Source organism: Sulfuricurvum sp. (genome assembly GCF_028710345.1).
Lineage (GTDB): Bacteria > Campylobacterota > Campylobacteria > Campylobacterales > Sulfurimonadaceae > Sulfuricurvum.
In genome coordinates this window covers 97,924-112,975 of sequence record NZ_JAQTUH010000004.1, presented here as the reverse complement: position 1 = coordinate 112,975, position 15,052 = coordinate 97,924, and the positions used below count along the sequence as shown (strand labels likewise).

The 15,052-nt window shown below is 40.9% G+C and carries 18 protein-coding genes and 1 tRNA gene; 15 read left to right on the top strand and 4 right to left on the bottom strand.

What is annotated here, in order from left to right:
• Positions 1-14: 14 nt before the first annotated feature.
• The gene (locus tag PHC76_RS06855; protein WP_299971079.1) at positions 15-653 is read left to right on the top strand and encodes a recombinase family protein; all 639 of its coding nucleotides are present in this window, start codon (positions 15-17) and stop codon (positions 651-653) included.
• A gap of 25 nt (positions 654-678) precedes the next feature.
• Positions 679-2,121, top strand: a complete 1,443-nt coding sequence (gene ccoG, locus PHC76_RS06850; RefSeq protein ID WP_299971076.1) for a cytochrome c oxidase accessory protein CcoG — start codon at positions 679-681, stop codon at positions 2,119-2,121.
• A 47-nt stretch (positions 2,122-2,168) separates the two neighbouring features.
• Here ccoG and PHC76_RS06845 read toward each other — a convergent pair whose 3' ends face one another.
• A complete protein-coding gene (locus PHC76_RS06845; protein WP_299971073.1) occupies positions 2,169-2,603 on the bottom strand; it encodes a heme-binding domain-containing protein in 435 nt (144 codons plus the stop codon).
• A 78-nt stretch (positions 2,604-2,681) separates the two neighbouring features.
• Positions 2,682-3,677, bottom strand: coding sequence for a phosphoribosylformylglycinamidine cyclo-ligase (gene purM / locus PHC76_RS06840; protein ID WP_299971070.1), 996 nt, complete (start codon positions 3,675-3,677; stop codon positions 2,682-2,684).
• Here purM and PHC76_RS06835 point away from each other — a divergent pair.
• The 4 genes from PHC76_RS06835 to dapF all read left to right on the top strand — a co-directional run bounded on the left by PHC76_RS06835 (position 3,676) and on the right by dapF (position 6,034).
• A complete protein-coding gene (locus tag PHC76_RS06835) occupies positions 3,676-3,852 on the top strand; it encodes a hypothetical protein (protein WP_299971067.1) in 177 nt (58 codons plus the stop codon). The genes purM and PHC76_RS06835 overlap by 2 nt on opposite strands.
• Positions 3,853-4,091: 239 nt before the next feature.
• Positions 4,092-4,646 (top strand): spermidine synthase, encoded by a 555-nt coding sequence (locus tag PHC76_RS06830; protein WP_299971064.1) that lies wholly within the window; start codon positions 4,092-4,094, stop codon positions 4,644-4,646.
• Positions 4,647-5,252: a dephospho-CoA kinase gene (gene coaE, locus PHC76_RS06825; protein ID WP_299971061.1), complete on the top strand. Its 606-nt coding sequence runs from the start codon at positions 4,647-4,649 to the stop codon at positions 5,250-5,252.
• 29 nt (positions 5,253-5,281) lie between these two features.
• Positions 5,282-6,034, top strand: coding sequence for a diaminopimelate epimerase (gene dapF / locus PHC76_RS06820; RefSeq protein ID WP_299971058.1), 753 nt, complete (start codon positions 5,282-5,284; stop codon positions 6,032-6,034).
• Here the strand turns inward: dapF and prfA are convergent.
• Together prfA and rpsT are read right to left on the bottom strand one after the other, a co-directional pair.
• Positions 6,029-7,096 (bottom strand): peptide chain release factor 1, encoded by a 1,068-nt coding sequence (gene prfA / locus PHC76_RS06815; protein ID WP_299971056.1) that lies wholly within the window; start codon positions 7,094-7,096, stop codon positions 6,029-6,031. The two genes, dapF and prfA, sit on opposite strands and share 6 nt — an antisense overlap.
• A gap of 147 nt (positions 7,097-7,243) precedes the next feature.
• Positions 7,244-7,507 carry a 30S ribosomal protein S20 gene (gene rpsT / locus PHC76_RS06810; protein ID WP_299971052.1) on the bottom strand — a complete coding sequence of 88 codons (264 nt, stop codon included), beginning with the start codon at positions 7,505-7,507 and terminating at the stop codon, positions 7,244-7,246.
• A 127-nt stretch (positions 7,508-7,634) separates the two neighbouring features.
• On the opposite strand from rpsT, the gene glmM reads away from it, so the two are divergent.
• The 9 genes from glmM (at position 7,635) to rplT (ending at position 14,995) form a co-directional block, all read left to right on the top strand.
• A complete protein-coding gene (glmM, locus tag PHC76_RS06805) occupies positions 7,635-8,975 on the top strand; it encodes a phosphoglucosamine mutase (RefSeq protein WP_299971049.1) in 1,341 nt (446 codons plus the stop codon).
• On the top strand, positions 8,968-9,411 hold the full coding sequence (gene lspA / locus PHC76_RS06800; protein ID WP_299971046.1) for a signal peptidase II: 444 nt from the start codon (positions 8,968-8,970) through the stop codon (positions 9,409-9,411). The genes glmM and lspA overlap by 8 nt, the downstream gene beginning before the upstream one ends.
• 50 nt (positions 9,412-9,461) lie before the next feature.
• Positions 9,462-9,537 (top strand) — tRNA-Val (locus tag PHC76_RS06795).
• A 122-nt stretch (positions 9,538-9,659) separates the two neighbouring features.
• Positions 9,660-10,820 carry an Hpt domain-containing protein gene (locus PHC76_RS06790; RefSeq protein WP_299971043.1) on the top strand — a complete coding sequence of 387 codons (1,161 nt, stop codon included), beginning with the start codon at positions 9,660-9,662 and terminating at the stop codon, positions 10,818-10,820.
• Complete coding sequence (locus PHC76_RS06785; protein ID WP_299971040.1) at positions 10,817-11,701, top strand: diguanylate cyclase; 885 nt, start codon at positions 10,817-10,819, stop codon at positions 11,699-11,701. The genes PHC76_RS06790 and PHC76_RS06785 overlap by 4 nt, the downstream gene beginning before the upstream one ends.
• Before the next feature lie 109 nt (positions 11,702-11,810).
• Positions 11,811-13,619: a threonine--tRNA ligase gene (gene thrS / locus PHC76_RS06780; protein WP_299971037.1), complete on the top strand. Its 1,809-nt coding sequence runs from the start codon at positions 11,811-11,813 to the stop codon at positions 13,617-13,619.
• Positions 13,619-14,146, top strand: a complete 528-nt coding sequence (gene infC, locus PHC76_RS06775) for a translation initiation factor IF-3 (RefSeq protein ID WP_299971143.1) — start codon at positions 13,619-13,621, stop codon at positions 14,144-14,146. Before thrS ends, infC begins: the two co-directional genes overlap by 1 nt.
• Before the next feature lie 203 nt (positions 14,147-14,349).
• A complete protein-coding gene (gene rpmI / locus PHC76_RS06770; protein ID WP_299971034.1) occupies positions 14,350-14,544 on the top strand; it encodes a 50S ribosomal protein L35 in 195 nt (64 codons plus the stop codon).
• Between the two features lie 97 nt (positions 14,545-14,641).
• Positions 14,642-14,995: a 50S ribosomal protein L20 gene (gene rplT / locus PHC76_RS06765; protein ID WP_299971032.1), complete on the top strand. Its 354-nt coding sequence runs from the start codon at positions 14,642-14,644 to the stop codon at positions 14,993-14,995.
• The last annotated feature ends 57 nt before the right edge of the window (positions 14,996-15,052 follow it).

Sequence of the window (15,052 nt, the reverse complement as noted above, 5' to 3'; positions counted from 1 at the left end):
GGAATTTAATCGCTATGGTTGTAAGTTACATCCGTCCGGATAAAGATTTTGACGGTGTCTATGAACAGCTTAAATTAATTAACGGTTATGCTGACCAAAAAGAGATTATGATCAATGAAGAGCTTGTTGATCAGACGTCCCAAAATAAACGGTTAGTAGATCGGCATGAAGTAGTACGATTTTTTCGTTCTTTAAATGGCGATACGTTATTGGTTTACGATACTTGGACGCTCAGTAACTGTATCGAAGACGTTGTTCAAATGTTTAGCTGTCTTTTGAAAAATAATAATACGATCCATTTTGTAAAACAAGGAGTCATAATCGACCGTAATAGTGATACAATGGTAGTCTTAGGACTTATCGATCAATTACGACAGATTCTTCAGGATGATGCAAAAAAAGGGATTGGACGACCACGTGGATCTAAATCTTCTTCAAAATTTGATGTTCATTTGGAACAGATTATTGATTTGTTGAAAAAACGGAAAAGTGTGAGTGAAATTGCCCGCGTGATGGGGGTTAGTCGGAGTTCCCTTAAAGATTATATTGAATCGCGTGAACTAAAAGAGGTCGTTAACGGTGTCATCGGATTGGGTGAGAATGAAGATGCTGAAGCTATGGTGATAGGGACGATTCGTTGTCCAATTGATTAATCAAAAATATGATGGAGGTCGTATAATGAGTGAAGAAACTGTATCCCCAAAAGGGAAAGAGTATTTGGCAGGATGGGTGTCGTGGCGTCTTAAGCGCTACTGGTTTTATGGGATCGTAACAGTTATAGCATTAGTGATTCCATGGATCACCATTGATGGAAACCATCTTTTCTTGCTAAGTTTTGATAAATTGAAATTGCATTTGATGTTCATTCAATTTGATATGCAAGAGCTCTATTTGATGCCGTTCTTGCTGATGATTCTTTTCATCGGAATTTTCGGTATTACGGTATTGGGCGGACGTGTTTTCTGTGGATGGATGTGTCCACAGACTATCTTTCGTGTTGTCTACCGTGATTTGATTGAAACAACGATTTTAGGTCTTCGCAAGCGGATTAAAAACAAGCAACAAGAACCTGATTACTCAAAAGTAGAGAATAAAATTAAACGTCTTGTGGCGATTTTGATTTGGACGGGATTGGCGTTTATCGCTGCTGCCGATTTGATGTGGTATTTTGTCCCTCCTGAGGATTTCTTGGCGTACATCCAAAACCCGATGGAACATACCGTTCTTGTGGGTGCGATTGTAGGAATAGTCCTATTTTTAGTTTATGATGTTATTTTCTTGCAAGAGAATTTTTGTGTTTATGTTTGTCCTTATTCTCGTATTCAATCGGTTCTTTATGATGATGATACGGTTATGGCAGTCTATAATCCAAACCGTGGCGGTGAGATTTATAATGACCAAAAAGAGAAAATGTTTACCAAACAAAAAGATCTTCTTGCTGTCAATACCAATGCAGAGTGTACGACATGTGAGAGCTGTGTAACGGTTTGTCCTACCCATATCGATATTCGCAAAGGGTTGCAACTCGAGTGTATCAACTGTTTAGAGTGTGTTGATGCATGTACAGAGGTTATGGGTAAACTTGGTAAACCTTCATTGGTTGAGTGGTCGAGTGAAAAAGAGACTCTCTATATGAAAGGGAAAACCCATTATCTCCGTCCGAAAATTATCGGTTATATGGTAATCTTGGTAATAGTCTCGGTTATTTTGGTAATGATGGGAAGTAAAAAAGAGTATATGCTCCTCAACATCAATAAAGAAAATCGTCTCTATTCGATTCATCAATTGGATGAGGGGAAAGTACGTGTTGATAATGCGTATACGTTCTTGTTGCAAAATACATTAAATGAAGACCATGATTATTATTTTGATATAGTTGCTCCACAAGGGATGGAAGGTAAAATCAAAATTGGTAATCCGACTGAACCATTCCAAGTGAAACCAGGTGTTGTGAAGAAAAAAGTGGTTGTTTTGTATACGGATGAGACTTTAGTCACTGATGATCGTAAAGATACCGTTATTCCGATTACGATTAAAGCGTACGCAACCGATGCAAAAGATAAAGTTGCGGTTATTCGACAATCAACATTTACTTTCCCTCGAGCGGATTTACTCAAATAAATGCCATCGGAACTTCCGATGGGCAACATTAAGGGCTCACGCCCCCCTTATTTCTCTTCTTTTCCGAATGTTTTTTCCAAACCGCTGATTAGCTCTTGTTTCTCTGTATCACTGAGGCGTGCTTCAGGATGGGCAATGAAATACGGAGGTATCGGCATTTCTCCCTCTTTTACTTCATCTGCTGCATCTTTGACTTTATTTTTCTTTTGGACACCGAGCATAGAGACGTTCAATTTCTCACGCCCCTCTTCGATATCATGCATTACAAGCCATGAAATAGGGGCGATATTGCTGTACCATGGGTATTTAGTTTGATTGGAGTGACAATCGGCACAAGCGCGGTTAAAAAGCTCTTGAGTGCGGGGAGAATCCCATAGAGGTGAACTTACGACAGGTGGGTTTGTATGCTCTTTTCCATAAGGGATAAATTGTATAGCGACAGCCGTTACAACGACCGCGATAGAGAGTACTTTCAAATTCATTGAGTCTCCTTGTGCGAATTACAATGAAATGATAGTATAAAAAATGAGTTATTGTGTTAACACAATAAAAACAAAGGGTTAAACAAGGATCGCTTCGCGTTTTCCCTCTTCGAGATGACCGATAATATAGCCATCAGTTGCGGCGAGAACATCGGCAACATCGTATTCTTTGACTACGAGAATCATTCCGACACCCATGTTAAATGCACGAAACATCTCATGACGTTCAACATGTTGACCGATAAGCTCGAAAATCGGCAATACGCGGATAGAGCTTTCGGTGATAACGGCGCGTAGACCTTCAGGAAGAACACGCGGGAAGTTTTCAACGATTCCACCTCCCGTGATGTGAGCGAGTGCTTGGATTTTATCTTTGAGTGCTTTGAATGTTTTGACATAGATACGTGTAGGGGTCAAAAGGGTCTCAATGAGTGGTTTCCCTTCGAACTGATCGTCGAACTTCATCCCCATTTTTTCAAACAATACTTTACGTGCCAAAGAGAATCCGTTGGAGTGAAGCCCTGAGCTTGGCAATGCGATGAGGATATCACCCGCCGCTACTTTATTAGAGCGATCAAGTTCACTTTTTTCACCGATACCGACGGCGAATCCTGCTAAATCATAATCATCTGAGTGGTACATCCCCGGCATCTCCGCCGTTTCTCCACCGATTAGGGCACATTCGGCTTGACGGCATCCTTCTGCGATACCGCTTACAACAGCGGTAGCAGCAGTTACATCGAGTTTGCCTGTAGCATAATAGTCGAGGAAGAAAGAGGGGGTTCCGAAGTTACAAATCAAATCGTTTACGCACATAGCAACCAAATCGATACCGACAGTGTTGTGGATACCCGAATCGATAGCGAGTTTGAGCTTGGTTCCGACTCCATCAGTTGCTGCAAGCATAACGGGTTCACGGTATCCAGTAGGAAGTTCAAACGCACCGGCAAATGATCCGATTCCACCTAAAACTCCCGGAATGGTCGTCGATTTGACAAGGGGTTTGATATTTTCGACAAAACTGTTACCTGCATCGATATCGACTCCGGCATCTTTGTAGCTGATTTGGCTCATGGAAACTCCACTAAAATTTAATAGTGCAATTATAACGCAAGAGCCGTTAGGAGAAGTTTATTTACTAGGGCATTTTCCAAAAAGTTTGGTAAAAATCCAAATGGATGGGCAAAAATCGGTTAGTGCCCATACTATGACCATGAGTATTACAAAAGTTTGGATAATCATTGCATAAAACATTTGTCCGTTTGCAAAGAGTAACATAGCTATTGTCAGTACAATTGCCATCAAAAAACGTTGAATTCTTTCAGCACACATGGGATTTCCTGCTTATAGTAATAATTTGATGCCATTATAGTAAAAAGTAGTTGCACTATTCTTAAGCGAGTATAACTTGATTATGCGTTTCAATGAGGTTTAATCTGCGCATGTTACAATCGCTTTCAAATTAACCAGTAAAAGAGTTTTAAGAGCATGAAAACGTTTATTTATCCTGAAATGATGGTCCATGTGGCCTTATGTACCCACAAACAACCAAATGCGGTTTTGCTCGCGAGTGATAATAGTGCTCTTTTGATGGGAGAACTTGAGAGATATCGTAACACATCGGTTAGCACTATCAGTGTTAATAATCTACTCGATTCCCTCCGTAGTGTTGAGGATAAAAGTGCCGATGTTGTTTTAATGGATACCCTTACTCATGATGCAGCCGTTATTGCACATATTGGTCGTATATTAAAAGGAGATGGGGTTCTTGTGCTACAGCATCCATCACTTGATGATGTAATCGGAAATACGGTATTGATGCATATTCTAGGAAATTATTTTAAAATTATAATGCCATATTACGCTGGAGATGGAACAACGTTGCTTCTTTGTTCACGCGAGTACCATCCGACCGCCGATATTATTTTACAACGCAGTGATTTGCTCGAAGGGCAGCAGTTTTACAATTGTGATGTTCATGTTGGAGTATTTGCGATGCCGCAATATGTTCGTAAAAATTATTTGGGCATTATCCGTAACTAAATGGCGTATAAATATGCAATAGCATTGAGCGGGGGGATTGCTACGGGCAAAAGTACGGTAGGGACACTTTTGGGGCTTAATGGTTTACGCATTATCGATGCCGATATGATTTCTCACCGTATTTTAGATGAAAATAGCGGATGGATTCGAGAACACTTTGGAGAAGAATTTATCAAAGGTTCAACGGTAAATCGTCCTGAACTTGGGAAAATGATTTTTTCTCATCCTGAAGCCAAAAAAGAGCTTGAAGGATTTTTGCACCCAAAAATTCGTGCTGCGATCGAAGCTGAGAGTGAAAAACAGGATACTTTTCAATACCCCTATCTCATTGATATTCCCCTATTTTTTGAGACTGCTTCCTATCCGATAGAGAAATGTGTAGTGGTCTATACTCCTAAATCGTTACAATTAGAACGCTTTATAAAGCGTAACGGTTTTTCCGAGGAGGAGTCTTTGCGCCGACTCGAGAGCCAAATGGATATTGAAGAGAAAAAAGCCCGCGCAACATGGGTTATTGATAACTCTTCCAATCTTAAACATTTGCAGAATGAGTGTGAACGGTTTGTGGAAGAAATTAAAAGACTCTACCCCGCACCTAAGGTATAATTACGATAATTTAATCCCAAAGGATTACCATGCTCCAAATTGCTAAATATTGCGCAAGCGGTAATGATTTTGTCATCTTTCACACCCTGCACGGTGCTGAGCGCTCCGAACTGGCAAAAGTGCTATGTGACCGCCAGCGAGGTATCGGTGCCGATGGCTTGATTGTACTATTGCCCCATGAAACGTATGATTTTGAATGGGAGTTTTACAATGCTGACGGATCAACTGCATCGATGTGCGGAAATGGCTCTCGTGCATGTGCTCACTATGCTCACCGTTTTGGTTTAGCTCACTCTGAGATGGAGTTTCTAACCGGTGCAGGTGTGATTAAAGCGAGTGTAGAGGGGGATATGGTGCAAAGCGATTTGACCCCTCCCTATGTTGTCAATGATGAAATTGTTGAGTATGATATGCGATGGTGGCTTATTGACACGGGAGTTCCGCATTTGGTAACGTTTGATGCTGATATGGAGCGTTTTGATATTGATATGGCGCGGGAATTACGTCACAAGTACAACGCAAATGTAAACATCGCATCGGTTCAAAGCAATGGAGCAATCCATGTGCGAACCTATGAACGTGGTGTAGAAGATGAGACGTTAGCCTGCGGAACAGGGATGGCGGCCTGTTTTTACCGTGCATCTATTGAAAGTTTGGTTGCGGATCGTGCACGTGTCTATCCGAAAAGTGGAGAGACGCTGTATCTCGGATTAGACGAGGGTGTGATTACCTTTAAAGGGGAAGTGCAAGGGGTTTTTGAGACCACTTGGAGATTTTTATAACCCGTTTCTCTCCATCAACCGTGCTTGCTCATCAGCAATAAGAGGCTCGATAATATCATCCATCAATCCCCCCTGCATAATCTCCTCTAAACGGTACAGTGTCAACGTAATGCGGTGATCCGACATCCGATTTTGAGGGTAGTTGTAGGTGCGGATACGAGCCGATCGATCCCCTGATCCTACTTGCTCTTTGCGCTCACTCATCTCTTTTTCTTTGACTTCAATCATCTGCATATCGTAGATACGGGCTTTGAGGATTTTCATCGCTTTGTCTTTGTTTTTGTGTTGCGATTTTTCATCTTGGTTGGTGACGACGATTCCGGTTGGGATATGGGTAATCCGTACCGCCGAATCGGTGGTGTTAACACTTTGCCCCCCAGAACCCGATGAGCGCATAACGTCGATTTTGAGGTCATTTTCATTGATAACGACCTCGACATCGTCTACTTCAGGCATGATAGCGACCGTAATTGCTGAGGTATGAACCCGTCCTTGGGACTCGGTAGCAGGGACACGTTGAACGCGATGAACCCCCGCTTCGTGTTTGAGACGGGTGTAGACACCTTCTCCTTTGATGAGGGCGATGAGCTCTTTGTATCCCCCCGCATCGGAGGCACTTGCACTCATCAGCTCTATCTTCCACCCTTTGAGGTCGGCATAACGGACGTAGGCATTGAACAAATCTCCGACAAAAATTGCCGCTTCATCTCCACCTGTACCGGCACGCAACTCGATATAAATATTGCGTTTATCATTGGGATCGGTTGGGATGAGGAGTTTTTTGATCTCCTCTTCGAGTGGTTCAACGAGAGGTTCTAATGCTCTTATCTCCTCTTTTGCCAACTCTCCGAGCTCCGCATCAAAGGCGAGAGATTTATTCTCTTCGATATCATCGAGAAGTTTTTTGTATTCGGTCGCTTTGGTATAAATGGCTAAAAGTGAGGATTGCTCTTTAGAGAGGTCGGTCATGCGCTTAATATCATTTCCAATATCGGGAGAACTGAGAAGTTCGGTGAGTTCGTTATAGCGGTTAATAAAAGGGATGAGTTTGTCGGATAACATAAGTGATTCCTAAAAGAGGAGTTGAAAGCAGTGAAGTATTACATACACCATAAATCTCGAAAACAAAGTTTTCGTAGCTTTAGGGGATTGCAAAGGACTTTAGTCCTTGCCACTAAAACGGACGAGTTCGTTTTAGTGTGTAAGAAACTAGGCTAGTTTGTTAACAGCTAGGTGAAGACGGCTTACTTTACGTGCAGCAGTCTCTTTTTTCAAGACACCTTTGCTAACATATTTGTGCAAGTTAGCGTTAGCAATAACAAGAGCCGCACGTGCAGCATCTTTGTCTCCTGCTTCTACAGCAGTACGAACCGCTTTAACGATATTTTTAATACGTGTACGGTAAAATCTGTTACGCTCAGTACGTTTTTCCGTTTGACGGATACGTTTCAATGCTGACTTATGGTTTGCCATGGCATTTATCCTTGTCGAGGTTTAATTTAGGGTGAAATATTACCTTAAAGAAAATTAAATTTAAGTTAAAATTTATAGAAATAGAAATAAAAAAGAAAAATTAACTAATAAAAGGAAGAAAAAATTTATGAAACTTTTTGGAACAGATGGAGTACGAGGTGAAGCTGGATCATTTTTAACGGCAGAATTGGCGATGCGCGTAGCGATGGCAGCCGGTATCTATTTTAGTGCACATGCTCGAACAAAAAAGATTTTGCTCGGTAAAGATACCCGTAAAAGCGGTTATATGATTGAAAATGCCATTGTCAGTGGTTTGACGGCGGTAGGATATGATGTGATAGAGATTGGTCCGATGCCGACTCCTGCTATCGCTTTTTTGACATTGAACATGCGTTGTGATGCGGGGATTATGATTTCGGCAAGTCACAATCCGTTTGAAGATAACGGGATTAAGTTTTTCGATGCTCAGGGGAATAAGCTTTCCGAGGAAATCGAAGCGCAAATCGAAGCAATAGCACACGATAGAGTTCGTTTGGAAGAGGGGCAAGTAACCGGTAAAAAAATCGGTGCGGCAAAACGGATTGATGACGTTATCGGTCGCTATATCGTTCAGCTCAAAAACTCTTTTAGCCGTGAATTGACACTGCAAGGGTTGCGTATCGTACTGGATACCGCTAATGGGGCAGGGTATAAAGTGGGGCCAACGGTACTTGATGAATTGGGTGCTGAAGTAATTGTATTGCACGATAAGCCTAACGGATTTAATATTAATGAGGGATGCGGCGCATTACATACCAAAGATTTGCGTGAAGCAGTGAAGCAGTACCGTGCCGATATCGGTTTGGCTCTTGATGGAGATGCAGATCGTCTGATTGTGGTCGATGAAAAAGGGGATGAAGTTGATGGGGATCAGATTCTTGGTGCTTTGGCACTTTTCTTACATCAAAGCGGAAAACTCAAAGGGGATGGAATCGTCTCGACTGTGATGAGTAATCAAGCGCTAGAGGATTGTATGAATGAAAACGGTCTTAAGCTTTTTCGCTCCAATGTCGGAGATAAATATGTGTTAGAAATGATGCGTGAGAAGGGAATTAACTTCGGTGGTGAACAAAGCGGTCATATAATCTTACACGATTATGCCAAAACAGGGGATGGCTTGATGAGTGCATTGCAGACGTTATCCCTGCTCCTAGTATCGGGACAAAAAGCGAGCAAAGTACTTCGTCCTTTTAAACTTTATCCCCAAAAATTGGTCAACATAAAAGTAAAAGTGAAAAAACCGCTCGATCAGATAGAGGGATTAAGTGAAGAGCTTGCAAAGATTGATGCAGAACATATGCGCCATCTCATCCGTTATTCGGGAACAGAAAACAAACTTCGACTCCTTTTAGAGGGGAAAGATGCCAAAGTGATGGAAAAAGCAATGGAAAAATTGGTCGCTTTTTTTGAAAAGGCACTTAATGGTTAGATCGATTATCGTTTTAGTTTTAGCACTGAGCGGTGCTTTGCTTATCGACCAAGCAATAAAATCGATTTTTCTTGATGGGTTTCGCCTTTATACCTCTTGTATTGATTTGATTTTAGTGTATAACAAAGGGGTTGCATTTTCGATGTTTGCCTTTTTGGCAGAGTCCCTTAAATGGATACAGCTTGCCCTTTTGGCAGGAGTTATTGGATACACTCTATGGCTTAAACAAAAATGTTATCTCATCCCTGTAGGGATTATGGTAGGGGCTGGTTTATCCAATGTTGCGGATCGATTTGTTCACGGAGGGGTGGTAGATTTCGTCTACTGGCATTGCGGATTTAACTTTGCGGTGTTTAATACAGCCGATATGATGATTGATTTTGCCGTTCTTTGGCTCATGATTTTGAACTTTAAACCAAAGATGTGTGAAAGTTAAGTCCCTTTTAACTTCCACCTCATTATAATTTCAGCCTTCACTCACACAGTGGTCTTATAGCTCAGTTGGTAGAGCACTACCTCGACAAGGTAGTGGTCACAGGTTCGAGTCCTGTTGGGACCACCATTTTTTAAAATAATCCTCTTTGTTATCAAATAATTTTAAATACCATGATATAATGGCGCATATTTTCCTCTCGATAAGCAAGTAAACTTTTTCACTAATTTTTTTGAAAGGTCATTGGTGCAGTGAGATCTATTTTTATTTTCCTTTTTTTAATCACTTTTAGCACGATATATGCCAATGAACAACAAGGTTATAAGGTTGTTTTAGCCTCTTTTAGTACATTTGATGAGGCGAAAGAGAAGTTGGATTTATTTGCTTCTACATTTAGCGGTAAAGAATTAGCCCTTCAAGAAGCATACCATTTTGAAGTTCTTGCGCGACCATCGGGTAAAGCATTCATCGTGACACTAGAACCGTTTGATAAAAAAGAATCGGCAACGGTTGTTTTAACGCAATTTAAAAAACTATATCCTGATGCATATATTAATGGTTATTTTGGACCCACTGACGGTTCTATACTTTGGAAAAATAAGAGCGTTGAGCCAACAATAATAAAAAATGAAGTGCTTCCCAAGAGTATTCCTACTCCTCTTCCGATAGAAATAACTATTGAGGATAATAAGAGTCATGCATGGATATGGGTCTCGCTTGGTTTTTTAGTATTTGTTGGTATCGGAGTCCTTTTTTTGACCCGTAAAGGAAAAAAAACCGATAGATTAAAAGAACAAATTATCAAGTATAAAGAGGAATTAAAAGCAAATTTTGATGTTTTTGTATCTTGGAGCTATGAAGATGCACTTAAGCGTGCAGGGGGAGATGAGGAGAATCTAAATAGTGCAATCAATTTATTTTTGCGCGATACCCAAAGGCTCATAAATAATATTAAAGAAGCAATGGATAAAGGTGATTTTGCAGAGATTCAAAAACAAACCCATCAGCTAAAAAGTGCATCGGCTAGCGTCTCAGCGACAACATTACGGTTGAGCTCTAAAAAATTGGAAGTTGCGGCGCGGGAAAAAAATCATCTATTGGTTGAGACGGTCTTTGTCGAATGCGAAACTATTTTAAATAAAACGATAGTGCTGATTAAAGAACGCGTTGTGAATCCCAAAAGTCCACACCCGTTTATTGATAAGAAGACACAACTTCGGACACAACTTGAGTTTTTACGACAAAATATAAACAAAAGTTTGTTTATTGATGCAGGATATTTAGGTGCTTTTGATGAAGCTACGGATGAAAAAATTGCCGTTGTGTTAGAAGAGCTTAAAAAAAGTATTGAGAAGCTTGAGTATGAGAAAGCACTCGAATTAATAGAACGTATTGAAGAGATGATTCAATGAGCAAAAAAGCGGTAGTTCTGATTGTAGATGATACTCGGTTAAATATTCAAACGATGGCACATATTCTCAAAAATGAGTATATTATAAAAATTGCTCATAACGGGACACGTGCAGTAGAATTGGCAACACAAGACCCAACTCCTGATTTGATTTTGCTCGATGTTGAGATGCCTGATGTGAATGGATATGATGTCTGTCGATTGCTTCGTGAAGATAGTGAAACAGCGAATATTCCCATAATTTTTGTTACGGGGAAAGATTCTATCGAGGAAGAGGGGTATGGATTATCCTTGGGTGCGGTGGATTATATCACTAAGCCTATTCACCCCTCTATTGTTAAAGCACGGGTAAAAACTCATGTTACCCTCAAGCGTCAGTATGATCTTTTAAAAGAGATAGCGGTACATGATCAATTAACAGGTCTTTATAATCGTCATTATCTTAGTGATGTACTTGCTTCGAAAGTAGCACATGCAATGCGTCACGACGACCCTTTATCGATTATTATAATCGATATTGATCATTTTAAAAGTATTAATGATACGTATGGACATATCGTTGGTGATGAAGTGTTGCGTGAAATTGGAGGCTTGATTCGTCAAAAAGCACGTCAAGAAGATATAGCTGCCCGTTTTGGGGGGGAAGAATTTATATTGGTACTTGATAGTTGCACACTCGAAGATGCAAAAATTAAAGCTGAAGGGCTGAGAAAAGAGATTGAGAAATATTATCCACAGGGTCTTGATGTAACGGCCAGCTTTGGAGTGATTCAATTCCATCAAGGAATTGAATCGGTGACTCATTTACTTGATCTTGCCGATCAAGCTCTCTATAAAGCAAAAAAAGAGGGTCGTAATCGAGTAATTGTTTCGTTAAAATAGATAAACCACTTCAAAATAAGTGCTATTTTTGGTTTGAAAAGTTCTTTTAAACTCAAACCAATCAACAAAGCCGTATAATTCGCGATATTTTCTCATACGAGGCACCCCTATGGATATTATTGCATTCATGCATGACGATCAAATAATCGATTTACAAACCGCTGGTGCACTTGGAATTACAGGCAAGGAGATTGTGTATGACAACTCTCCTGAGTCTCTCGAAGTGCTTCGACATTCCTGTGCACATTTGATGGCAGAAGCGATCAAAGCACTCTATACAGACGCTAAATTTTTCGTCGGTCCAACGGTAAAAGAGGGGTTTTATTACGATTTTAAAGTGAATGAAACAATCGGTGAAGAGGATCTCAAAACGATTGAGAAAAAAATGCTCGATATTGCCAAAGGCAAAGAGAAAATCGAGCGTTACGAGATCACCAAAGACGAAGCACGTGTTAAATTTGCAAACGATCATCTGAAACAAGCGGTTATGGATCGTATTCCATCTGAAACGGTAACGATCTATAAACAAGGTCAATTTGAAGACCTTTGTCGTGGACCTCATTTACCAAGTGTTGGTTTGATCCGTTATTTCAAATTGACCAAAATCTCCGGTGCATATCTCGGCGGTGATAGCAAAAACGAGATGTTGACCCGTATTTACGGTATCGCGTTTGCTGATAAAGAATCGCTAAAAGCATATCTCGATCAAATGGCGGAAGCCGAAAAACGTGACCACCGTAAAATCGGTGCCGAAATGAAACTTTTCACATTTCGTGAAGAGGTCGGTGCGGGATTCCCAATCTGGCTCCCTGCGGGTGCGCGTATGCGTTCACGTTTAGAGCAACTCCTTTTTAAAGCTCATCGTAAACGTGGTTATGAGCCGGTTCGCGGTCCTGAGATGCTACGAAGTGATTTGTGGAAAGTATCAGGGCATTACCAAAATTATGGTGAAAACATGTATTTCACCAATATCGATGAGATTGAGTTTGGAGTAAAACCGATGAACTGTGTCGGTCACATCAAGGTTTATGAACACGATTTACGTTCATACCGCGACCTTCCTCTTAAATATTTTGAGTACGGGATTGTTCACCGTCATGAGATGACTGGGGCACTCCACGGTTTATTCCGTGTTCGTGAATTTACCCAAGATGATGCCCATATCTTTTGTACTGCCGATCAAATCGAACAACAGATTATAGAAGTGGTTGATTTTGTAGATAAAATCATGAAAACATTTGAGTTTAATTATAAAATGATGATCTCGACTAAGCCGGAAAAAGCGGTTGGTGATGATGCGGTATGGGAAATTTCGACCAATGCATTGAAAACGGCGATGGATAAAAATAACCTTTCTTATGAAATTGATGAGGGGGGCGGAGCGTTTTACGGTCCTAAAATTGATATCAAAATTACCGATGCTATCGGACGTGAATGGCAGTGTGGAACAATCCAGCTCGATTTTAATCTTCCGTCACGTTTTGAGCTTGAGTATAACGGCGAAGAGAACGCAAAAATACAGCCTGTAATGATTCATCGTGCCATTTTAGGTTCTTTTGAGCGTTTTGTTGGTATATTGACGGAGCATTACGCTGGGGAATTCCCAATGTTTATCGCTCCGACGCAAGTCGCTATCGTTCCGATTGCCGAATCACACGTCGCGTATGCCCGTGAGTTGGGAGATAAACTGATCGATATGGGTGCTGACTATGAGATATTCGATAAAAACGATTCTCTTAATAAACGTATCCGAACGGCGGAAAAAGGGCGCGTTCCGATGATCATCGTTTTAGGTGATGAAGAGGTTGGCTCAAAAAGTGTTGCGGTGCGAGATAGAAGATCGCGAGAACAGTACAATCTAAGTGAAGAGCAATTTTTAACTTTGATCAAACAAAAAATTAATGAGGTGCATTTTTGATTAAAAAACAAGACCGAGTCCAAATGAACGAGGATATCCGCGTTCCTGAGGTACGTTGTGTGGTAGATGGTGGTGAAGCATTAGGGATCATTACGATCCAAGAGGCTATGGCTAAAGCCAACGAACTGGGGCTTGACCTCGTATTGATCTCTCCGGATGCGAAACCACCGGTTGCGAAGATCATGGACTACGGTAAGTTTCATTATCAAGAAGAGAAGAAGAAAAAAGAGGCGCGCAAAAAACAAACCAAAGTTGAGGTCAAAGAGATCAAGCTTTCGGTAAAAATTGCGGATAATGATGTCGGTTACAAAGTGAAACACGCCCGTGAATTTCTCGAAGAGGGAAAACATGTCCACTTCCGTGTATTTTTACGCGGACGAGAAATGGCGCACCCTGAAGCTGCGGTAGCGGTATTAGAGCGTGTTTGGCCAATGGTTGAAGATGTTGGGATGATGTATAAAACCCCTGCTATGGAAGGTCGTTATTGTAACATGATGATCCATCCGAAAAAAGACGATAAAAAATAAAAGATTCTTCTCCTATTTGGATCCTGAATCAAGTTCAGGATGACGGTAACTTATTTTCGTCATTCCGAACTTGATTCGGAACCTCTCTGTTCGCTGTAAATTCCATGTCGTGGCACGATGACAAAAAATAAAATCAAGACATAACGTTTTTTATGGTATAATCCGCGTCTCGTTTAGAGAATTTTTGCGAAAGGATCAAGTCGATGCCAAAAATGAAATCGGTAAAAGGGGCTGTAAAACGCTTCAAAGTAAAGAAAAATGGCACTGTTAAACGTGGTTCTGCATTCCGCAGTCACATTTTGACAAAACAAGATGCTGGAACTCGTCGTAAGCAAAACACCCCTAAAGTGGTTGCGAATGTTGATGTTAAAGCTATCAAAAAGATGATCGTAGACTAAACCTCTACATAAACTCTCCAACAGTACGTTGGGCAAGTCCGCAAAGCGGCACCCCGTCATTTATATTTAAAGTGAACCGGGTCAAGAAAGGAAAAAAATGCCAAGAGTAAAAACTGGTGTCGTAAGACGCAGACGTCATAAAAAAGTATTGAAACTCGCACGTGGTTTCTACAGTGCTCGTCATAAGCACTTCCGTAAAGCGAAAGAGCAATTAGAACGCTCACTCGTATACGCATTCCGTGATCGTAAACAGAAAAAACGTGAGTTCCGTAAATTGTGGATTATCCGTATTAATGCGGCTTGTCGCCTAAACGGAATGAGCTATTCTGTATTCATGAACGGTCTTAAACGTGCAAACATCGAACTTGATCGCAAAATTCTTGCTGATATGGCTATGAACGACGCAGCGGCATTTACTGCCCTCACGGCTCTTGCTAAAGCAGCACTTTAAATTACTCTCGTCATGCCGTATTTGATACGGCATCTAATGTCCTAGGATGTGTAGCTT